Origin of the sequence: Pseudomonas sp. UBA6562 (assembly GCF_002434265.1) — a bacterium.
In the GTDB taxonomy this organism is placed as follows: domain Bacteria; phylum Pseudomonadota; class Gammaproteobacteria; order Pseudomonadales; family Pseudomonadaceae; genus Aquipseudomonas.
The window spans coordinates 128019-149888 of record NZ_DJJS01000004.1 but is presented as its reverse complement, the minus strand read 5'-3'; the positions used below and the strand labels follow the sequence as shown (position 1 = coordinate 149888).

Sequence of the window (21870 nt, the reverse complement as noted above, 5' to 3'; positions counted from 1 at the left end):
CGGCCTGCCATGACTCGGCTCAATCGTGCAGCGACTGCTCCAGGGCCACCCCGGCCCCCAGCAGGCCGGACAGTTCGGCGGTGACCAGCCATACCGGAATGCCGGCGAAGAAATGGCTCATGTGGCCCTTGTCGGTGAAGCTGTCGCGGAAGCCGCTGTGCAGGAACAGCTCGGCGAAGCGCGGAATCACGCCGCCGGCGATGTACACACCGCCGCGCGCGCCGAGGGTCAACACGTTGTTGCCGGCGACCCGGCCGAGGAAGCGGCTGAACTGCTCGATCACCGCCCGTGCCCGTGGTTCGCCGCCCAGGGCGGCGTCGGTGATCTGCGCGGGCGTCTGGTGCTGCGCCACGTCGCCGTCGATGGCACACAGCGCCTGGTACAGACGCAACAGGCCGCTGCCGCTGAGGACGTTCTCGGCGCTGACGTGGCCGAGCTGGCGGTGCAGGTACTGCTGGATCGCCACTTCGCGGGCGTTGCTCACCGGCAGGTCGACGTGGCCGCCCTCCCCCGGCAAGGCCAGCCAACGGCGCTCGCCCTGGCGCAGCAGGCAGCCCACGCCCAGACCGGTGCCCGGCCCGATCACCAGCGCCGGGCGGCTGGGGTCGGCTTCACCGGCACAGACTTCGAGCGATTCGCCGGGCTTGAGCCGGGTCATGCCCAAGGCCATGGCGGTGAAGTCGTTGACCAGCAGCAGGCGCTCGATCTGCAAGTGCTCGCAGAACGCACGCTGGCTCAGTTGCCACTCGTTGTTGGTGAACTGGAACGCGTCGCCCAGCACCGGCCCGGCCACGGCCAGGCAGGCCGCGCGCACTGCGCCGGGCGCTACGCCCTGGTTGGCCAGGTACCGTTCGATGGCCTGTTCCGGCCCGCTGTAGTCGGCGGTGGCGAATACTTCCACGGCCTCCAACTGGTTGTTGCGCCACAACGCGAAACGCGCGTTGGTGCCACCGATGTCGCCGACCAGCAATTCCGTCATCCAAGCTTCTCCAAATCCGCAGTGAAGGCGCTGGCGCCCTGCTCGGCCGAGCTGAAGGCGACGCGCATGAAGCCGAACAGCTCGCGCCCGCAGCCCAGGTCGTTGCCCTGGGGTGCGGGGGGCAGGTCGCGGCTTTCCAGCTCGCTGGCCGAGAGGCGCACCTGCAGCGTGCCTTCGACGCCGTCGACGCGCACCATATCACCATCGCGCAGCCGTGCCAGCGGGCCACCGTCGAAGGCCTCGGGGCAGACGTGGATGGCGGCGGGAATCTTGCCCGACGCGCCGGACATGCGCCCGTCGGTGACCAGCGCCACCTTGAAGCCGCGATCCTGCAACACGCCGAGGAACGGCGTCAGCTTGTGCAACTCGGGCATGCCGTTGCAGCGCGGGCCCTGGAAACGCACCACGGCGACGAAGTCGCACTCCAGCTCGCCGGCCTTGAACGCATCGGCCAGGGACTGCTGGTCATGGAAGATGCGTGCCGGGGCCTCGACCACCCGGTGCTCGGGCGCCACCGCCGAGACTTTCATCACGCCGCGGCCGAGGTTGCCGTTCATCACCCGCAGCCCGCCCTCGGACGAAAACGGCCGCGCCACCGGACGCAGAATGGTTTCGTCGAGGCTCTGGGTCGGCCCTTCGCGCCAGACCAGCTGGCCGTCTTCGAGGAAAGGCTCCTGGGTGTAGCGGCGCAGACCGGGGCCGGCCACGGTGTTGACGTCTTCGTGCAAGAGGCCCGCGTCGAGCAGCTCGCGGATCAGATAAGCCATGCCGCCGGAGGCCTGGAAATGGTTGATGTCGGCTTTGCCGTTGGGGTAGACGTGCGACAGCGTGGGCACCACTTCCGACAGTTCGGCCATGTCCTGCCAGGTCAGCTGGATGCCGGCCGCCTGGGCGATGGCCGGCAGGTGCAGGGTGTGGTTGGTCGAACCGCCGGTGGCGTGCAGGGCCACGATGGAGTTGACCAGAGCCTTTTCGTCGACGATCTCGCCCAGCGGCATGAAGTTGCCGCTGGCCTTGGTCATGCGCGTGACCTGGCGCGCCGCCTCTGCAGTGAGCGCGTCGCGCAGCGGCGTGTAGGGGTTGACGAACGAGGCGCCCGGCAGGTGCAGGCCCATCACTTCCATCACCAGCTGGTTAGTGTTGGCGGTGCCGTAGAAGGTGCAGGTACCGGGCCCGTGGTAGGACTTCATCTCCGATTCCAGCAGCTCTTCGCGGCTGGCCTTGCCTTCGGCGTAGCGCTGGCGCACGTCGGCCTTTTCCTTGTTCGACAGCCCCGAGACCATCGGCCCGCCGGGTACGAACACGGTGGGCAGGTGGCCGAAGCGCAGCGCGCCCATCATCAGCCCCGGCACGATCTTGTCGCAGATACCGAGCATCAGCGCGGCGTCGAACATGTTGTGCGACAGCGCGATCGCCGTGGACATGGCGATCACTTCGCGGCTGGCGATGGCCAGCTCCATACCCGGCTCGCCCTGGGTGACGCCGTCGCACATGGCCGGCACGCCACCGGCGAACTGGCCGACCGAGCCGATGTCGCGCAGCGTCCGTTTGATCTGTTCGGGGAAGTGCTGATAGGGCTGGTGCGCCGAGAGCATGTCGTTGTAGGCCGAGACGATGGCGACGTTGGCCGCGTTCATCAGCCGCAGGGTCTGCTTGTCGTCCGTACCGCACGCCGCCACGCCGTGGGCGAAGTTGGCGCATTGCAGGCTGGCGCGCATGGGGCCGGCGCTGGCCGCGCCATGGATGAGCGCCAGGTAGCGTTCACGGGTGGCACGGCTGCGTTCGATCAGCCGCTGGGTGACCTCAAGGATGCGCGGGTGCATGTACAGGACTCCAGGCTCGCGGTAAGGGCGGTCTTGACGGGTTGCTTCACCTTGCGACGGTTGCGGCCTAGGCTCAGTTGAAAGCCCCGCCGGCAGCGACATTGGGTTGAACCCGACCACTCGTTGTATGTTCTAAACAAATACTGACACCAAAAAGGGTTGTTTTCTATCAGCAAGGGAATAATCTTGTAATTCCAACAACAAAACCGTTTCAGCGACGCCTGCCTTTGTGCCACAGGCCTCGCCCCACTGCCAGAGGTATCGCCATGACCATCCGCATCGCCATCAATGGCTTCGGCCGCATCGGCCGCAACGTGCTTCGCGCACTCTATACCCAAGGCTATCGAGAGCACCTGCAGGTCGTCGCCATCAACGACCTGGGCGACAGCGCCATGAACGCCCACCTGCTCAAGTACGACAGCGTACACGGCCCCTTCGATGCCCAGGTCGAAGCCGACCAGCAGAGCCTGACGGTCAATGGCGACCGCATCGCCGTCAGCGCCATCCGCAACCCGGCGGAGCTGCCATGGAAGGCCGAAGCGGTGGATGTGGTGTTCGAATGCACGGGTCTGTTCACCGATCGCGAAAAGGCCGCCGCGCACTTGAGCGCCGGCGCCGGCAAGGTGATCATCTCGGCACCGGCCAAAGGCGCCGACGCCACCGTGGTGTACGGCGTCAACCACGACGTGCTGCGCGCCTCGCACCAGGTCATCTCCAACGCTTCGTGCACCACCAACTGCCTGGCGCCGATCGCCCAGGTGCTGCATCGCGAGTTCGGCATCGAACAGGGCCTGATGACCACCATCCACGCCTACACCAACGACCAGGTGCTGACCGACATGTACCACAGCGACCCGTACCGGGCGCGCTCGGCCACGCAGTCGATGATCCCGAGCAAGACCGGCGCCGCCGAGGCGGTCGGGCTGGTGTTGCCGGAGCTGGCCGGCAAGCTGACGGGCATGGCGGTACGTGTGCCGGTGATCAACGTGTCGCTGGTCGACCTGACCGTCAACCTGCAACGCGAAGTCGGCCGCGACGAGGTCAACCAGGCCTTCGCCGAGGCCAGCCGCCAATCGCCGGTGCTCGGTTACAACGCCCTGCCCCTGGTGTCGTGCGACTTCAACCACAACCCGCTGTCGTCGATCTTCGACGCCAACCACACCCGCAGCAACGGGCGCATGCTCAAGGTGCTGGCCTGGTACGACAACGAATGGGGCTTCTCCAACCGCATGCTCGACACCTGCCGCGCGCTGTTCGAGGCGCGTTGAAGGGTTCGCTGTGCTTGACCGAAGCCGCATCGCGGCTTCGGCAGGCGCCGGGCGATGGCCAGGCGCGGCCTAACGTTTGGAAGCGTTTTCCAGCTTGACCCCATGGGAAGATGATACGCATTATCAATAACTTCCCTTTGGCCAGGTTTCCCTGTGAGTCAGTCCCGGTTCAATGCGCTGTTCGTCCAGCAGCGCCTCCCCCTGCTGCGCACCTTGCAGCGCATGGTCGGCAACCCCAGCACCGCCGAAGACCTGCTGCAGGAAACCTACCTGCGGGTCGCCCGCGCCCTGGCCGAACGGCCGGTCACGCATCTGGAGCCCTTCGTGTTCCAGACCGCACGCAACCTGGCGCTCGACCACCTGCGCGCACGTCGTACGCAGGCGCGCACCTTGGTCGACGATGTGCCCGAGCAGGTGCTGCACAACGTCGCCGCGCCCCTTGGCAGCAGCGAAGATGCCGCCCATGCCGAACAATTGCTCAAACACCTGAGCAGCCACCTGGGTCAACTGACCGAGCGTCAGCAACGGATCTTCGTGCTCAGCCGCGTGCAGGGCGCCAGCTATCTGGAAATCGCCCGGCAGCTGAAGGTGTCGGCCAGCACCGTGCAGAAGGAACTCAAATTGATCATGGCGCTCTGCATGGACATCGCACAGCGTTTGAGTTGAACGGCCGACGCCACTGGCCAGTAGGCGCACGGCTTGCCAGCCGCCCCGTCAGCCCCGATCATCCCTGGCCCTTCGAGCCGTGCAAGGACTCTGCGTGACCGACCACCCAGCCACTTCCTCCAGCGTCACCCAGGCCCGAGCGCGCGCCCGTGAGCAGGCGCTGGACTGGCTGGTGCGCCTGCAATGCGCCGACCCGCAAGACGAACGCGACTTCGCCGCCTGGCTGGCCCAGGCCGAGGAAAACGCCGAAGTCTACTTGCAGGCCGAAGCGCTATGGAACAGTGCTGCCCTGCAACAGGCGGCCGACCACTTGCACCGCCGCAGGCGCCGCACCTGGCCCGCGCGTCTGCGCCGCTACCGCGCGCCACTGGCGACTGCCGCGTTGCTGCTGGTCGGTCTGTTCGCCTTCGGCAACCTGCCGGTGCGCCTTCAGGCCGACCACCTGACCGCCGTCGGTGAGCGCCAGCACCTGCAGCTGGACACGGGGGCCCGTGTGCTGCTCAACACCGACAGCGCCTTGGCCAGCGAGCGACACGACGGCCATCGCAACGTCCGCCTGTTGCAAGGCGAGGCCTATTTCCAGGTGCCGGCCGGCGCCCAGCCCGCTTTTGAAGTACAAGCCGGGCCGCTGCGCGCGCGTGCCGACGACACCGACTTCGCCGTGCGCTACTTCGACGGTCAGGCGCAGGTGCGCGTGCAGCGTGGGGACGTCGATTTGCAATCGCCGGACGACCAGCGCGTGCGCCTGCGTGCGGGCGACAGCATCAGCCTGGGCCCTGCCGGTTTCAGCGCACCGCAAAGGCCCGACATGGCCAAGGCGCTGGCCTGGGTCGAAGGCCGCCTGGTGTTCGAGAACTGCCCGGTGAGCCAGGTGCTGGCCGAGGTGCGGCGCTACTACCCCGGTTGGATCGTCAACCGCAATCCACGCCTGGAGCAATTGACGGTCACCGGCAACTACCGCCTCGATCGGCCCTTGGAAACCTTGCGTGCCCTGGCGCAGATCACCTCGGCGCAGTTGCACGAATACCCTGCGCTGGTCATCCTCAACTAGCGCTTGCGGCGCCTATCGAAATTATTTTTACGCACCCGCCTACCCTGTTCCGTCTCGTTATAGCCAATGCGACTGATTCTTGTTCGTTACGAAATCAGCCACTCATAACGTTCGCGCGACAGGGAGCGCTTTCGATGCCCACAGGTTTCACACGCCCGTCCTCTTCTTCCCGCCGGGTCGGTCAGCTGTCGTTGCTGACTCTGGCCATGCTCGCCGGAGGGCTGACCAGCCTGCCGGCGCTGGCCGCCGACATCGCCCAGGCGAGCAGCCAGCACACAGGCGACTACCGCTTCGCCATCGAACAGCAACCGCTGGTGTCGGCCCTCAATGCCTTCACCGCAGTCACCGGCTGGCAGGTCGGCTTTTCCGCAGAGCTCGCCCAGGGCGTGGTTTCCTCCGGCGTACGCGATTCGCTGCCGGCGCAAGCCGCGCTCGAGCGCCTGCTGCAAGGTACCGGGCTGACCTACCGTACCGTCGGCCACGGCAACGTGGTGATCGAACGCCAGGCCCTCGGCCAGCGCAACGCCATCGCCTTGCGACAGCTCACCGTCAGCGCCACCCGCAACGCCCAGGACGTCAACCAGGTGCCCAGCACCGTCAGCGTGCAGACCCGCGAGCAGCTCGACCGGCAGAACGTCAACAGCATCGCCGACCTGGCGCGCTACGAGCCGGGCGTGTCGGTCAGTGGCATCGGCCAGCGCAGCGGCTTGAACGGCTACAACATCCGCGGCATCGACGGCGAGCGCATCCTCACCCAGGTCGACGGCGTGGCCATTCCCGACAGCTTCTTCTTCGGCCCCTACGCCCAGACCCAACGCAACTACGTCGACCCGGAAATCGTCAAGCGCGTGGAAATCCTCCGCGGCCCGGCCTCGGTGCTCTATGGCAGCAACGCCATCGGTGGCGCGGTCAGCTATTTCACCCTCGACCCCGAAGACATCATCAAGCCCGGCAAGGATGTCGGCGCCCGTCTGAAAACCGGCTACAGCTCGGCCGACGACAGTTGGCTGAAGTCGGCCACCGTGGCCGGGCGCAGCGGCGACGTCGACGGCCTACTGCACCTGAGCCGGCGCGACGGCCATGAGACCGAGTCCTATGGTCGCCAGGGCGGCGATGGCCTGGCGCGCACCTCGGCCAACCCCGAGGATGCCCGCACGACGAACGTACTGGCCAAGCTGGGCTGGAACTATGCCGAAGAGGATCGCCTGGCGCTGGTGTACGAGCGGTTCAAGAACGACCGCGAGCAGAACGTGCGCAGCGCGGTCGGCGGGCCGTTCACCCAGGGCAGGGGGCTGGGCATGTACCGCAGTCGCCAAGCCGAAGACACCGTGACCCGCGAGCGCTTCGGCCTGGAGCATGAATTGCGCCTGGACAGCGCCCTGGCCGACCACGCGAAATGGAGCCTCAACTACCAGATCGCCAAGACCGACCAGCACACCGAAGAAGTGTATTTTCCCTTCAGCCGCACCGTGCTGCGCACCCGTGACACCACGTACAAGGATCGCCAGTGGGTGCTCGACGCACAGTTCGACAAGGCCTTCGACCTCGGTGAGACGCAGCATCTGCTGACCTACGGCACCACCTTCAAGCACGACAAGGTCACCGGTTCGCGCAGCGGCACCGGCACCTGTCTAACGGTCGGCGCGCGCTGCCCAGGCGCAGGCTTCGACAGCCCCACCGACGGTCAGGCGCGAGTCAGCGACTTCCCTGACCCGACCATCGACACCTACAGCCTGTTCGCCCAAGACGAAATCCGCTGGGGTGCCTGGACCTTCCTGCCCGGCGCGCGCTACGACTACACGCGCATGAAACCCAAGGCCACCGACGAATTCCTGCTCGGCCTGCAGGGCAGCGGCAGCACGGCGCCCACGTCCATCGACACCTCCAGCAAGCACTGGCACCGGGTTTCGCCCAAGCTCGGCGTCACCTACGCCTTCGACGAGCATTACACCGGCTATGGCCAGTACGCCGAAGGCTTCCGTACCCCCACCGCCAAATCGATGTACGGCCGCTTCGACAATCAGGTCGAAGGCTACCGCGTCGAGGGCAACCCCGACCTCGAACCGGAAAAGAGCAAAAGCCTGGAAACCGGCCTGCGCGGCCAGTTCGAGGCAGGCCACTTCGACGTGGCGGTGTTCTATAACAAGTACCGCGATTTCATCAACGAAGACGCCATCCAGTCGTCTTCGCTGGGCAACACGTTCAAGGCCAACAACATTCGCCGCGCGACCATCAAGGGCACCGAGCTCAAGGGCCGTCTGAACCTCGACCACTTCGGCGCCGCACCCGGGTTGTACGCGCAAGGCGCGGTCACCTATCTGCACGGGCGCAACGACGACAACGGCCAGCCGCTGAACAGCATCAACCCGCTGACCACGGTGTGGGGCTTGGGTTACGAGCAGCCGAACTACGGCGGCCTGCTGAGCTGGACCCTGGTCAAGCGCAAGGACCGTGTCGACGACACCACCTTCTTCGCCCCCGACGGCACCAGCAGCCAGTTCCGCACACCCGGCTATGGCGTGCTCGACCTCAGCGGGTTCTACAAGCTCACCGACGACCTGACCCTCAACGCCGGGCTCTACAACCTCACCGACAAGAAATACTGGCAGTGGGATTCGGTACGTGGCTACGACGGCCTGGGCGAAGCCGGGGTGACGCAACCGGCGAACCTCGACCGCCTGACCCTGCCAGGGCGCAACGTGGCGATCAACCTGGTGTGGGACATCTGAACGGGCATGGGCGCGCTGCCACAGCGCGCCTGACGACCTTTTTTACCGCTTTGCCCTGTCTGTTTCGTCTTCATACACAGACGCCCTTTCTTTGAGGAACTTCCATGGCCACTGCCACCGCCCCCGAGCGCGCCAGCCTGCGCTCGCAACGCCTGAACCAGGTCACCCACGCACCGCACAGCGAACTGGACGCTCTGGTCAAGGCTCATGCCCCGTTCGACAGCCGCGAGCGCTTCGCCCGCTTCGTCGCCGCCCAGTACCTGTTCCAAGCCGAACTGCAACCGCTGTACCGCGACCCGGCATTGATCGCGCTATTCCCGGACCTTGCCGAACGCTGCCGCGCCGAGCAGGCCCGACTGGACTTGGCCGACCTCGGCTGCGAAGTGCCGGCACCCGTGCCGGGTGCGCTGCACGATCCGAGCGTAGCGCAGGCCCTGGGCTGGCTCTTCGTGTCCGAAGGCTCCAAACTCGGCGCTGCATTCCTGATCAAGCGCGCCGCCGCACTGCAACTGTCCGACACGTTCGGCGCACGCCACTTGGGCGAGCCTGCCGGCGGCCGTGCCGAGGGCTGGAAACGCTTCACCCGCACCCTCGACGCCCTGCCCCTTTCGGCGGAAGAGGACGCCGCCGCCGAACGCGCGGCCGTGGCTGCGTTCGAACGCTTTACCGAGTTGCTCAAGCACGCCTATGCGACCGACAACGCACTGGCTTGATACGCCCGTCCGGCCCCTGCGAACGGAGGTCGGACCCACCGCAGTGAGACCATGACCCAACTTGCCCGCTCCCGCGTGACCCGCCTGCTGTACGCACTCCTGGCTTATACGAGCCTGGGCATCGGGCTGGTCGCCATCGTCATACCGGGGCTGCCGACCACCGAGTTCATCCTGCTCGCAGCGTGGGCCGCGACACGCAGTTCGCCGCGGCTGAGCGCCTGGCTGGAGCAGCACCGGTTGTTCGGCCCGATCCTCTACAACTGGCGCAACGGCAAGGTGATCCAGCGCCGTGCCAAACTTAGCGCCACGGTTAGCATGCTGTTGTGTGCCGGGTTGATGCTGCTGGTGCTGGAGCACCATTGGCCGGTGTTCCTGGCCATCGGCGGTATGGCGCTCGGCAACCTGTGGATCTGGTCGCGCCCTGAGCGGACCGTTACTCCGTATGACGCGGCACAGCCACCCATGGCACCAACATCGCCCTCCCATGCCAGCATCGACTGATGCAGATCAGTTGTCAGCAGGCCCCGCGCCCTTAGGCTGGGGTTTCCGGTCGCCATGGACAGCACATCCCGGCCGCTGCGCGCAGTACCCGATCCGTCATCGCGCGGCGGCACCGCCAAACCGTTTCCGCGCCAAAACAGCGCAACCGCTTGGCATGCCCCGCTGCTTATCAGCTACCGTTGACGCCACCCAATGCGCGCAAAGCCCACCCACCATCAGGAGGACCGCCCATGGCCACCTTCACCCCCGGCCACTTGCACATCGAGCGCCACGCGCTGAACCAGGCTGACCACAGCTACAACCTGAGCGTCGACTACAGCCTGTTCCAAGATCCCAAGGAAGGCACCGGCATGAATTTCCGCCTGCATGGCAGCATCGACGACAAAGCGGTCGATGAAACCTTCTTCCTGCCCAAGGACCAGGCCTTCGACTTCGCCCGCTACGTCACCCGCCTGGCGGAAAAGCATGGCCTGCCCAAGAGCGCGTCCAGCATCGCGGCATCCCATACGTTCTATGACCTGATGTTCGAAGACGTGCGCGCCCAGCTCGACGTGAAGTCCGGCGACCCGGTCAAGCCCGAACACCTCACCTGACCCCCTGGGGTTGCCGGCTTGGCCAGGGCATACTGTTCGCCCCTCCGGCCATGGCCCCAGCCCCCATGCGTATCCACGTCAGCTTCATCGACCGCGTTGGCATCACCCAGGAAGTGCTCGCCTTGCTGGGTGCCCGCCACCTCAACCTGGACGCGGTGGAGATGGTGCCGCCGAACGTCTACATCGATGCCCCGACCTTGAGCCCGGCCGTCCTCGAAGAGCTGCACGACGCGCTGCTCGACGTGCACGGCGTGCAGTCGGTGGAAGTGGTCGACATCCTTCCCGGCCAGCGTCGCCACCTGCAACTCGACGCCCTGCTGGCGGCCATGAGCGACCCGGTGCTGGCGGTCGACAGCGCCGGCAAGGTGCTGCTGGCCAACCCGGCGCTGATCGCCCTGTGCGGGCGTGAGTCGGCCGGGCGCTCGGTGGGCGAGCTGTTCGGCGACCCGGGCCTGCTGCAAGCGCTGCTGGACAACAACTTCCACCTGCCGATGCGTGAGATGCAGCTCAACGGCCAGAGCCTGCTGCTCGACGCCAGTCCCATCACCCACGCCGGCGGCCTGCTTACCCTGTATCCACCCACGCGCATGGGCGAGCGGCTCTCGGCCTTGCGCCACGACCATGCCGAAGGCCTGGAGGCGTTGCTCGGCGATTCGCCGGCGATTCGAACCCTCAAGGCCCGCGCTTTGCGTGTGGCGGTGCTCGATGCGCCGCTGCTGGTGCATGGCGAAACCGGCACCGGCAAGGAACTGGTGGCTCGTGGCTGCCACGCCCTGAGCAGTCGCCAGGCCGCGCCGTTCCTGGCGCTGAACTGCGCCGCACTGCCGGAGAGCCTGGCCGAGAGCGAGCTGTTCGGCTATGCCCCCGGCGCCTTCACCGGCGCCCAGCGTGGCGGCAAGCCGGGGCTGATGGAGCTGGCCAACCAGGGCACGGTGTTTCTCGATGAAATCGGCGAAATGTCGCCCTACCTGCAAGCCAAACTGCTGCGCTTTCTCAGCGACGGCAGCTTCCGCCGGGTCGGCGGCGACCGGGAAGTGAAGGTCGATGTGCGCATCATCAGCGCCACCCACCGCGACCTGCAACGCATGGTCGGCGAAGGCACCTTCCGCGAAGACCTGTTCTACCGCCTCAACGTGCTCAACCTGCAAGTGCCGCCCCTGCGCGAGCGCGGCGAAGACATCCTCATGCTGGCGCACGCTTTCATGGCCCAGGCCTGCACGCAGATCCAGCGCCCGCCCTGCCGCCTGAGCAGCGCCACCCATGCGGCGCTGCTGGCCAACCCCTGGCCGGGCAACGTGCGCCAGCTGCACAACGTGATCTTCCGCGCGGCGGCCATCTGCGAGCGCCAGTGGGTGGAAATCGACGACCTGGACATCGCCGGCACCTCGGTCGCCAGCGGCCAACTGGGCGGCGTCGCCAGTCTGGAACGGGCGGTCGGCGACTTCGAGCGCGAACTGCTGCAACGCCTGTATGCCAGCTATCCGTCGACCCGTTTGCTGGCCGCACGCTTGCAGACCTCGCATACCGCCATCGCCCAACGTCTGCGCAAATACGGTATTCGCAAGGACGCTTGAGAAGCGAAGTCGCCGGCCGTGCGCAATGGCAAGAGCGGCCCCGCAGGGCTATAGGTATATGAGGCAGGCTTAACGAGACCGTATCGATTTCTTTCCATTGCAATGAATTCGATACAAACCCTGCGACCGCTTGTTCTGCAAGGGTTTGATTGGGCTTTCTTTTCAGACCGCTTCGGGCCGTATCGAATTCATTACAATCACCGCCGGCTTTCCTGCGCCGATCCCCGGCAAGCCCTTGATTAATCGGGCTTCTACCCTGCTGGCCGCCTTCTTGCTAGGGAAAACCCCGACCCAGAGCGTGGGGCCACACCGCGCCTGACCTCCTGCATCCCGAGGACTTTTCATGAGCGAGTTGCGTTTTACCGAGGATCACGAATGGCTGCGCGTCGAAGCCGACGGCAGCGTCACGGTGGGGATCACCGCCTACGCCCAGCAGGCGCTGGGCGATGTGGTCTACGTGCAATTGCCCGAACTGCAGCATTACGACAAAGACAGCGAGGCTTCGACCGTGGAGTCGGTGAAAGCGGCCAGTGGCGTATACATGCCGCTGGCCGGCGAGATCGTCGCCGTCAACGAGCAACTGGCCGAGCAACCTGAGCTGGTCAACGAACAACCGCTCGGCGCAGGCTGGTTCTTCCGCTTCGTGCCCGACCAACCGGACGCCGTCGCCGCCCTGCTCGACCAGGACGCCTACGACCGCCTGCTCAACGCCAGCGCCGACGCCTGAGGACCCTGCCATGCCCCTGAACCTCAGCACCGCCAACGAATTCGTCGCCCGCCACATCGGCCCGCGTGCCGCCGATGAGCAGGCCATGCTCGCCACCCTCGGCTTCGACTCGCTCGACGCCATGAGCCAAGCCGTCGTCCCTGCCAGCATCCAGGGCACCAGCGTGCTGGGCGACGCCCCCGGCCAGAGCGAAACCGACGCCTTAGCGGCGCTCAAGGCCATCGCCGACCGCAACCGGCTGTTCAAGACCTACATCGGCCAGGGCTACTATAACTGCCATACCCCGGCGCCGATCCTGCGCAACCTGCTGGAAAATCCCGCCTGGTACACCGCCTATACGCCCTACCAACCGGAAATTTCCCAAGGTCGCCTGGAAGCGCTGCTGAACTTCCAGACCCTCATCTGCGACCTCACGGGCCTGCCGATCAGCAACGCGTCCCTGCTCGACGAGGCCACCGCTGCGGCCGAGGCCATGACCTTCTGCAAGCGCCTGTCGAAGAACAAGACCGGCCAGGCTTTCTTCGCCTCCGTGCATTGCCACCCGCAAACCCTCGACGTGCTGCGCACCCGCGCCGAGCCCCTCGGCATCGAGGTGGTGGTCGGGGACGAGCGCGAACTCGAGGATGTTTCGACGTTCTTCGGCGCCCTGTTGCAATACCCGGCCAGCCACGGCGAGATCTTCGACTACCGCGAACTGGTGCAGCGCCTGCACGCCGCCAACGCCCTGGTGGCAGTGGCCGCCGACCTACTGGCCCTGACCCTGCTCACGCCACCCGGCGAGTTCGGGGCCGACGTCGCCATCGGCACGGCGCAGCGCTTCGGCGTGCCGCTGGGCTTCGGCGGCCCCCACGCGGCCTACTTCGCCACCCGCGATGCGTTCAAACGCGACATGCCGGGGCGCTTGGTCGGTGTGTCCATCGACCGCTTCGGCAACACGGCGTTGCGTCTGGCCATGCAGACCCGCGAGCAGCACATCCGCCGCGAGAAGGCGACGTCGAACATCTGTACCGCGCAAGTACTGCTGGCCAACATGGCCAGCATGTACGCGGTCTACCACGGGCCGGCAGGCTTGACGCGCATCGCCGAGCGGGTCAGCGGCCTGACTTCGATCCTCGCCCAAGGCCTGGGCGAGCTGGGCTTGAAAGTGCTCGGCGAGAGCGCTTTCGACACCCTGATCCTGGACACGGGCAGCGCCACCGCGCAGTGGCACGACAAAGCCCGTGCGCAGGGCATCAACCTGCGCGTGGTCGGCGCCAGCCAGTTGGGCCTGTCGCTGGACGAAACCACCACCCAAGCCGACGTCGAGGCACTGTGGGCGCTGTTTGCCGACAACAAGGCGGCGCCCGACTTCGCCGCCCTGGCCGCCACCGCCGAGTCACGCCTGCCCGCCGCACTGCGCCGCCAGTCGGCCTTCCTTGAACACCCGGTGTTCAACCGCTACCACAGCGAAACCGAGCTGATGCGCTACCTGCGCCGCCTGGCCGACCAGGACCTGGCGCTGGACCGCAGCATGATTCCGCTGGGCTCGTGCACCATGAAGCTCAACGCGGCCAGCGAAATGATCCCGGTGACCTGGGCCGAATTCGGCAACCTGCACCCCTTCGCCCCGGCCGAACAGAGCCAGGGCTACGCGCAGATGACCGAAGAGCTGGAAGCCATGCTCTGCGCCGCCACCGGTTACGACGCCGTGTCGCTGCAGCCCAACGCCGGCTCGCAGGGCGAATACGCAGGCTTGCTGGCGATCCGCGCCTACCACCGCAGCCGCGGCGACCATCAGCGCAACGTCTGCCTGATTCCGGCCTCGGCCCACGGCACCAACCCGGCCACCGCGCACATGGCCGGCATGCGCGTGGTGGTCACGGCCTGCGACGACCGCGGCAACGTCGATGTCGACGACCTGCGCGCCAAGGCCGAGCAGCACCGCGAGCAACTGGCCGCGCTGATGATCACCTACCCGTCCACCCACGGTGTGTTCGAGGAGGCCATCGGCGAAATCTGCGATATCGTCCATGAACACGGCGGCCAGGTGTACATCGACGGCGCCAACATGAACGCCATGGTCGGGTTGTGCGCACCGGGCAAGTTCGGCGGCGACGTCTCGCACCTGAACCTGCACAAGACCTTCTGCATCCCCCACGGCGGCGGCGGTCCCGGCGTCGGCCCGATCGGCGTGAAGGCGCACCTGGCGCCGTTCCTGCCGGGCCACGCGGCACTGCCACGCCAGGAAGGCGCGGTATGCGCCGCGCCCTTCGGCAGCGCCAGCATCCTGCCGATCACTTGGATGTACATCCGCATGATGGGCGGCGCCGGTCTCAAGCGCGCCTCGCAGATGGCCATCCTCAACGCCAACTACATCGCCCGGCGCCTGCACGGCCATTATCCGGTGCTGTACACCGGCAACCAGGGCCTGGTGGCCCACGAGTGCATCCTCGACCTGCGCCCGCTCAAGGACAGCAGCGGCATCAGCGTCGACGACGTGGCCAAGCGACTGATCGACTTTGGCTTCCATGCGCCGACCATGTCGTTCCCGGTGGCGGGCACGCTGATGATCGAGCCGACCGAAAGCGAATCCAAGCAGGAGCTGGACCGCTTCTGCGAGGCCATGCTCAAGATCCGCGAGGAAATCCGCGCCGTGCAGGAAGGCCGCCTGGACGCGGACGACAACCCGCTGAAGAACGCGCCGCACACCGCCGCCGAACTGGTGGGCGAGTGGCGCCACCCCTATAGCCGCGAACAGGCCGTCTACCCCCTGCCGAGCCTGGTGCAGGGCAAATACTGGCCGCCGGTGGGGCGTGTCGACAACGTCTATGGCGACCGCAATCTGGTGTGCGCCTGCCCGCCGATCGAGCTGTATCAGGAAGGCTGACGGCCGTTGCCGTCCGCGCTAGGCCCGGTCGGTCGCCACGGCGCCGGCCGGTCCATCGTCGTGCCGCTGGGCCGACCTAGACGAGATTCTCAGGAGCGTTCGATGTCCGACACACTGCAACACACCCCGCTACATGCCCTGCACCTGGAGTTGGGCGCGCGCATGGTGCCCTTCGCCGGTTATGCCATGCCCGTGCAATACCCTTTGGGCGTGCTCAAGGAGCACCTGCACACCCGTGCGCACGCCGGGTTGTTCGACGTTTCGCACATGGGCCAGATCCTCTTGCGCGGCCCAGGCGCTGCGGCGGCGCTGGAGCGCCTGGTGCCGGTGGACATCCTCGACCTGCCGGTGGGCCTGCAACGCTATGCGCTGTTCACCAACGAGCAGGGCGGCATCCTCGACGACCTGATGGTCGCGCGCCTGGCCGACGACGAACTGCTGCTGGTGGTCAACGCCGCCTGCAAGACGCAAGACCTCGCCTACCTGCGCCAGGCGCTGGATGGCCTGTGCGATGTGTTGCCGCTGTTCGAAGAACGCGCCCTGCTGGCTCTGCAAGGCCCTGCCGCTGCCGAGGTGCTGGCCGATCTGGCGTCCGAGGTTGCAGACATGACCTTCATGCAGGTCCGCACGGTAGACCTGCTGGGTGTTTCCTGCGTGGTCAGCCGCTCGGGTTACACCGGCGAGGATGGCTACGAGATTTCCGTGCCTGCCCCTAGCGCCGAGGCGCTGGCCCGACGGTTACTGGCCGCAGCGCAGGTGCAGGCCATCGGCCTGGGGGCGCGCGATTCGCTACGCCTGGAGGCAGGGCTGTGCCTGTATGGCCATGACATGGACAGCGCCACCACGCCGGTGCAGGCCAGTCTGCTCTGGGCCATTTCCAAAACGCGCCGCGAGGACGGTGTGCGTGCCGGCGGTTTCCCGGGTGCCCAGGTGATTTTCGCGCAGCGAGGCGAAGGCGTGGCGCGCAAACGGGTCGGTCTTCTGGCCCAGGCCAGGACACCGGTGCGAGAAGGCGCGGAGATCGTCGATACCGCTGGTCGGGTGGTGGGCAAGGTCACCAGTGGCGGCTTCGGGCCTACGCTCGATGCGCCAGTGGCGATGGGCTATGTCGATAACGAACATGCGGCGCTGGACAGCGCATTGTTCGCGCTGGTACGCGGCAAGCCGGTGCCCATGCGCGTGAGCAAAATGCCTTTCGTCACGCCGCGTTATCACCGGGGGTGAAGGCTGAACTTCTGTTCGTTTTCGAACCTTTGCTGTCGCTTTGCGAAAGCTCTACAGGCCAGGCGGTATGCCGTTTCCGACAGAAATGTCGTACCTGCGCATGCCGCCCGGAAGGCCCCTTAGAGAGGGCTTGTTTTATCCGAGAGAGTTGGCGTAGAGTCTTTTCCACTGTGTTTGCATGGGTCGCCAAAGTGGAATCGTGACCCGGGCCAGTAGCCAAAATCGCTACCACCCGTTCGACGCCAGACTTCCTGCAACCAGCCCAGTGGCGTTCACTCCAAACCTCAAGTGAACCACTGTCATCACAACCCAAGTTCCATAGGAAGCAAGATCATGGCAGAGCGTCAGAACGGTACCGTCAAGTGGTTCAATGACGAGAAAGGTTACGGTTTCATCACTCCAGAATCCGGTGCCGACCTCTTCGTCCACTTCCGTGCCATCCAGGGCAACGGTTTCAAATCCCTGAAGGAAGGCCAGAAGGTGACCTTCGTTGCCGTTCAAGGCCAGAAAGGCATGCAGGCTGACGAAGTTCAAGCCGAAGCCTGATCGAAGCTCCGCAAAAAAGCCCCTGCCAAGTGCAGGGGCTTTTTTTTGTCCGTAGAATGCGCGCTTCGCTTACCGGAGCCGCTACGCATGCCAACCTCCACGCTGCAACCCCAGGGTGATTTCCCGCCCGTCAGCTTCGCCCGACGCCTGGCCGCCGTGTTCTATGACGCACTGCTGTGCACGGCCCTGCTGATCGTCACCGCAGGGGTCTACAAACTGGTCCAGATGGCGTTCATCGGCGAGGCGCGCATGCGTCAGTTGACCGAAGCCGGGGCGCTGGACGGCGACCCGCTGCTGTCCACCCTGCTGCTGTTCGCTTTGTTCGGCTTCTTCGCCAAATTCTGGACCCACGGCGGGCAGACATTGGGCATGCAAGCGTGGGGTGTCAGGGTGCAGAACGCCGACGGCAGTGCGATCAGCCTGTGGCAGGCCTTGCTGCGCTTCATGGTGGCCATCGCTTCGTGGCTGTGCCTGGGGCTGGGGTTTTTCTGGGCGCTGTTCGACAAGCATCAGCGCACATGGCACGACCTCTACTCCAACACCCAATTGGTCAGGGTGCCGAAGGCGAGAAAGTAGAGGTGTGAAGATCGAGCCAGGGGACCGGGATCGGCCCCCTGGCATCACGGCATCAGCCGGCTCGGCGCAACAGCCAGACCCCGGCCACCATGCAGATCGCTGCAGGCAATACCACTGCCAGCAGCGGCGGGAAGCCGAACACCTGACTGGACGGGCCCAGCAGTTCCCCGGCGATGCGGAACACGAAGCCCACCAGCACACCTGTGAACACGCGCTGGCCCAGGGTCACCGAACGCAATGGGCCGAAGATGAAGGAAATCGCCATCACCACCAGCGCAGCGGTCACCAGCGGCTGCAACACCTTGGTCCAGAACGCCAGCCAGTAGGCGGAGTTGTTCAGACCCTGGTCGGCCAGGTAATGGATGTAACTCCACAGGCCACTGATCGACAGCGATTCGGCTGGCAGCACCACCGTATTGAGCAACTCGGGCGTCACCGAAACGTCCCAGCGCTCCTGCTCGGCCTTGACCACTTCGGTGTGGTCGCCGCGGAAGAAGGTGGTGCTGACGTCGTTCAGCGTCCACTGGTCATTGGCGTAGGTGGCGCGCCGCGCGAAGCTCGAGGTCATCACCTGGCGCTGCTCGTTGAACTGGTAACGGGTAACGCCGATCAGCAGGCCGTTGGGCTGTACCGAGTTGATGTGCACGAACTCGTTGCCCTGGCGATGCCACATGCCGCGCTTGGAACTCAGCGCCTCGCCGCCGCCCTGGGCCAGCGAACGATCGGCCTGGGCCTTGCTCTCGGTGGCCGGTGCCACGTATTCGCCGATCAGCAGGCCGGCCAGCATCAGCACCAGCATGGGCTTCATCACGGCCCAGACGATGCGCCCGATGGACACCCCGGCCGCACGCATGATGGTCAGCTCGCTGCTGCTCGCCAGGCTGCCCAGGCCGATCAGGCAGCCGATCAGCGCGGCCATGGGCAGCATGTCGTAGAGCCGGCGGGGCGCGGTCAACAGCACATACATGCCAGCGTCGAGCAGGCTGTAGGTGTCGCTCAGGTCGCCCATTTCGTCGATGAAGGCGAACAGCGAGGCCAGGCCCAGGATGATGCCCAGTACGGCCAGAATGGCCAGCAACACGCTGCTGCCGATGTAACGATCCAGCTTACCCACGGGCCACCTCCGCACGACGGGCCGCGCGTTTGAGACGCAACGGTTCCCAGTACATCAGCCCGAGGCCGATGGCCAGGAACAGCCCGTGTACCCACCACATGCCCAGAGCGATCGGCAGCTTGCCCTTCTCCAAGGCGCCACGTACGGAAATCAGCATGGTCAGGTACGCCATGTAGAGAAGAATAGCCGGCAGCAGCTTGAGGAAGCGGCCCTGGCGTGGATTGACACGTGACAGCGGCACCGCCATCAAGGTCACGATGAACACCAGGATCGGCAGCGACAGGCGCCATTGCAGCTCGGCCCGTTCGCGCAGGCCCTGCTCGCCGAACAATTGCTGCGTCGGGATGGCTTCACGGTCGGTGACTTCCTGACTGACTTCGGGCTTGGGCAGCAGCACGCCGTAGGTGTCGTACTTGATCGCGCGGTAACTGGCTTCGCCCGGGTTACCGTCGTAGCGATAGCCGTTTTCCAGCACCAGGTAGCGGTTGCCGTCGCCGCGCACTTCCTGATGGCCACGCTCGGCCACCAGCACCGTCGGCGCGCGGTCCTTGGTCTTGTCCTGGTTGAAGCGTTTCTCGGAGATGAACACGCCGTCGAGCTTGACGCGATCGTCGGAGAGCTGCTCGGTGTAGGTCACCCGGGTGCCGTCGCGCAGGGTCTGGAAACGGCCCGGGACCAAGGTGTCGAATTCGGTCAGGGCATCCTGCTGGTTGATGATCCGCTGCACCTGCGCAACGCCCTGGGGCGCCAGGCTCAGGCTCAGCCAGGCGACCAGCAGCGCCACCAGGGCCGCCGGGGCCAGGGTGACGGCGAGCAGACGCTGCTGGCTCATGCCGGTGGCCGACAGCACGGTCATTTCGCTTTCCAGGTACAACCGACCGTAGGCCAGCAGGATGCCGAGGAACAGCCCCAGCGGCAGGATCAGTTGCAGGAACCCGGGCAGGCGGAAGCCCATGATCAGGAACAGCACGCTCGGGTCGAGTATGCCCTGCGCAGCCTGGGCCAGATACTTGATGAAGCGCCCGCTCATGATGATCACCAGCAGCACGGCGCTGACGGCGCTCAAGGTCACCAGGACCTCGCGAGACAGATAACGGAAGACGATCAAACCAGAAACTCCTGGGTTGTCAGGGGCGAAGTGCCGGACAAGGAAATCGGACAATCAGGATCATAGCCGGTTCGCCGAAGCCCACCGACTGCAAAAGTGCGCGCATTATCCTGGGATTGACGGCCTCTGTCACTTGGTGCTGAGCCCTGCCGTGGCCCGGGGTTGTCAGTAGGGTCGGCGGAGGGTCAAACTGGCAGTTTTTCCACTGGCATGCGAGCAGGCGGTCCGCGCATCACGACGCCTACGCCCGACAGCGCCACACCAACGACCATCTGGGGACCTGACATGGAACTGGTTGTAAAAAGCGTCGCTGCTGTATCCGTCAAAACCGCCACGCTGGTGCTCTGCGTCGGCGAAGGTCGCGTTTTGGGCGCACTGGCCCAGCCCATCGACCAGGCGAGCAACGGTGCCATCGGCGCGGTACTCAAACGCGGCGACCTGACCGGCAAAGTCGGCCAGACCCTGCTGCTGCAGGCCCTGCCCGGCCTCAAGGCCGAACGCGTGCTGCTGGTCGGCATCGGCAAGGAACAGGCCCTGAACGACCGCAACTGGCGCAAGGTGGTCAACGCCGTCGCCGGCGCGCTCAAAGGCCTGGGCGGCAGCGATGCCACCCTGGTGCTCGATGACGTGGTCGTCGAAGGTCGCGAAGGCCACTACGGCAAATACCGGCTGCTGGCCGAAACCTTGCTGGCCGGCGCCTACGTGTTCGACCGCTTCAAGAGCCAGAAGGCCGAACCGCGCGCGCTGAAGAAAATCACCCTGCTCACCAGCGAAGCCGGTCTGTCAGAGGTCGAGCGTGGCCTCAAGCATGCCCGCGCGATCAGCGCCGGCATGGCCCTGACCCGCGACCTGGGCAACCTGCCGCCGAACCTGTGCCACCCGAGTTTCCTCGCCGAGCAGGCCAAGGACATGGGCAAGGCGCACAAGAACCTCAAAGTCGAAGTGCTCGACGAGAAGAAGATCAAAGACTTGGGCATGGGCGCCTTCTACGCCGTCGGCCAAGGCAGCGAGCAACCGCCGCGCTTGATCGTGCTCAACTACCAAGGCGCGAAGAAAAGCGAAAAACCCTACGTGCTAGTGGGTAAGGGCATCACCTTCGACACCGGCGGCATCAGCCTCAAGCCTGGCGCCGGCATGGACGAGATGAAGTACGACATGTGCGGCGCGGCCAGCGTGTTCGGCACCCTGCAGGCGGTATTGGAGCTGCAACTGCCGATCAACCTGGTGTGCCTGCTGGCCTGTGCCGAGAACATGCCGAGCGGCGGTGCCACCCGTCCTGGCGACATCGTCACCACCATGAGCGGGCAAACCGTGGAGATCCTCAACACCGACGCCGAAGGCCGTCTGGTGCTGTGCGACACCCTCACCTATGCCGAACGCTTCAAACCACAGGCGGTGATCGACATCGCCACCCTCACTGGCGCCTGCATCGTCGCCCTGGGCAGCCACACCACCGGCTTGCTGGGCAACGACGATGGCCTGCTGAACCAGTTGCTCGATGCCGGCAAGCGTGCCGACGACCGCGCCTGGCAGTTGCCGTTGTTCGAGGAGTACCAGGAGCAGCTCGACAGCCCGTTCGCCGACATCGCCAACATCGGCGGGCCGAAGGCCGGGACCATTACCGCTGCGTGCTTCCTCTCGCGCTTCGCCAAGCAGTATCAGTGGGCGCACATGGACATCGCCGGGACCGCCTGGATCAGCGGCGGCAAGGAAAAAGGCGCCACCGGCCGTCCGGTTCCCTTGCTGACCCAATACCTGCTCGACCGCGCAGGAGCCTGATGCCGCATCGCCAGCGGCGCCTAGGCGCCGTTG

18 protein-coding genes are annotated in these 21870 nt (G+C 65.8%); 14 read left to right on the top strand and 4 right to left on the bottom strand.

Annotated elements, in window-relative coordinates; all coding sequences use genetic code 11:
* Positions 1-19: 19 nt before the first annotated feature.
* Positions 20-979, bottom strand: a complete 960-nt coding sequence (locus B4M43_RS04895) for a glucokinase (RefSeq protein WP_296264721.1) — start codon at positions 977-979, stop codon at positions 20-22.
* A complete protein-coding gene (gene edd / locus B4M43_RS04890) occupies positions 976-2802 on the bottom strand; it encodes a phosphogluconate dehydratase (RefSeq protein WP_296264719.1) in 1827 nt (608 codons plus the stop codon). The genes B4M43_RS04895 and edd overlap by 4 nt, the downstream gene beginning before the upstream one ends.
* 266 nt (positions 2803-3068) lie before the next feature.
* Between edd and gap the strand changes: the two genes are divergently transcribed.
* The 13 genes from gap (at position 3069) to B4M43_RS04825 (ending at position 17836) form a co-directional block, all read left to right on the top strand.
* Positions 3069-4070: a type I glyceraldehyde-3-phosphate dehydrogenase gene (gene gap / locus B4M43_RS04885; protein ID WP_296264718.1), complete on the top strand. Its 1002-nt coding sequence runs from the start codon at positions 3069-3071 to the stop codon at positions 4068-4070.
* A 153-nt stretch (positions 4071-4223) separates the two neighbouring features.
* Positions 4224-4736, top strand: coding sequence for an RNA polymerase sigma factor (locus B4M43_RS04880; RefSeq protein ID WP_296264716.1), 513 nt, complete (start codon positions 4224-4226; stop codon positions 4734-4736).
* A gap of 94 nt (positions 4737-4830) precedes the next feature.
* Positions 4831-5787, top strand: a complete 957-nt coding sequence (locus B4M43_RS04875) for a FecR family protein (RefSeq protein WP_296264713.1) — start codon at positions 4831-4833, stop codon at positions 5785-5787.
* 134 nt (positions 5788-5921) lie between these two features.
* Positions 5922-8516: a TonB-dependent receptor gene (locus tag B4M43_RS04870; protein WP_296264712.1), complete on the top strand. Its 2595-nt coding sequence runs from the start codon at positions 5922-5924 to the stop codon at positions 8514-8516.
* A 104-nt stretch (positions 8517-8620) separates the two neighbouring features.
* Positions 8621-9229, top strand: a complete 609-nt coding sequence (locus tag B4M43_RS04865; protein WP_296264711.1) for a biliverdin-producing heme oxygenase — start codon at positions 8621-8623, stop codon at positions 9227-9229.
* Between the two features lie 51 nt (positions 9230-9280).
* Positions 9281-9730, top strand: coding sequence for a YbaN family protein (locus B4M43_RS04860; RefSeq protein WP_296264709.1), 450 nt, complete (start codon positions 9281-9283; stop codon positions 9728-9730).
* 230 nt (positions 9731-9960) lie between these two features.
* Entirely contained in the window at positions 9961-10323 is a 363-nt protein-coding gene (locus tag B4M43_RS04855; RefSeq protein WP_296264707.1) for a DUF5064 family protein, read from the top strand.
* 65 nt (positions 10324-10388) lie between these two features.
* A complete protein-coding gene (locus tag B4M43_RS04850; protein WP_296264705.1) occupies positions 10389-11897 on the top strand; it encodes a sigma-54-dependent transcriptional regulator in 1509 nt (502 codons plus the stop codon).
* A 343-nt stretch (positions 11898-12240) separates the two neighbouring features.
* Entirely contained in the window at positions 12241-12624 is a 384-nt protein-coding gene (gene gcvH / locus B4M43_RS04845) for a glycine cleavage system protein GcvH (protein WP_296264703.1), read from the top strand.
* A gap of 10 nt (positions 12625-12634) precedes the next feature.
* The gene (gcvP, locus tag B4M43_RS04840; RefSeq protein WP_296264702.1) at positions 12635-15490 is read left to right on the top strand and encodes an aminomethyl-transferring glycine dehydrogenase; all 2856 of its coding nucleotides are present in this window, start codon (positions 12635-12637) and stop codon (positions 15488-15490) included.
* Between the two features lie 102 nt (positions 15491-15592).
* Positions 15593-16714 (top strand): glycine cleavage system aminomethyltransferase GcvT, encoded by a 1122-nt coding sequence (gcvT, locus tag B4M43_RS04835; protein ID WP_296264700.1) that lies wholly within the window; start codon positions 15593-15595, stop codon positions 16712-16714.
* A 333-nt stretch (positions 16715-17047) separates the two neighbouring features.
* Positions 17048-17260 (top strand): cold-shock protein, encoded by a 213-nt coding sequence (locus B4M43_RS04830; protein WP_296264698.1) that lies wholly within the window; start codon positions 17048-17050, stop codon positions 17258-17260.
* Between the two features lie 87 nt (positions 17261-17347).
* Positions 17348-17836, top strand: coding sequence for an RDD family protein (locus B4M43_RS04825; RefSeq protein ID WP_296264696.1), 489 nt, complete (start codon positions 17348-17350; stop codon positions 17834-17836).
* A 52-nt stretch (positions 17837-17888) separates the two neighbouring features.
* On the opposite strand, the gene lptG is transcribed toward B4M43_RS04825, so the two are convergent.
* Together lptG and lptF are read right to left on the bottom strand one after the other, a co-directional pair.
* Positions 17889-18950, bottom strand: a complete 1062-nt coding sequence (lptG, locus tag B4M43_RS04820) for an LPS export ABC transporter permease LptG (RefSeq protein ID WP_296264695.1) — start codon at positions 18948-18950, stop codon at positions 17889-17891.
* Entirely contained in the window at positions 18943-20058 is a 1116-nt protein-coding gene (gene lptF, locus B4M43_RS04815; protein ID WP_296264694.1) for an LPS export ABC transporter permease LptF, read from the bottom strand. The genes lptG and lptF overlap by 8 nt, the downstream gene beginning before the upstream one ends.
* A gap of 285 nt (positions 20059-20343) precedes the next feature.
* Here lptF and B4M43_RS04810 point away from each other — a divergent pair, with 285 nt between their 5' ends.
* A complete protein-coding gene (locus tag B4M43_RS04810) occupies positions 20344-21837 on the top strand; it encodes a leucyl aminopeptidase (RefSeq protein WP_296264692.1) in 1494 nt (497 codons plus the stop codon).
* Positions 21838-21870: the final 33 nt, after the last annotated feature.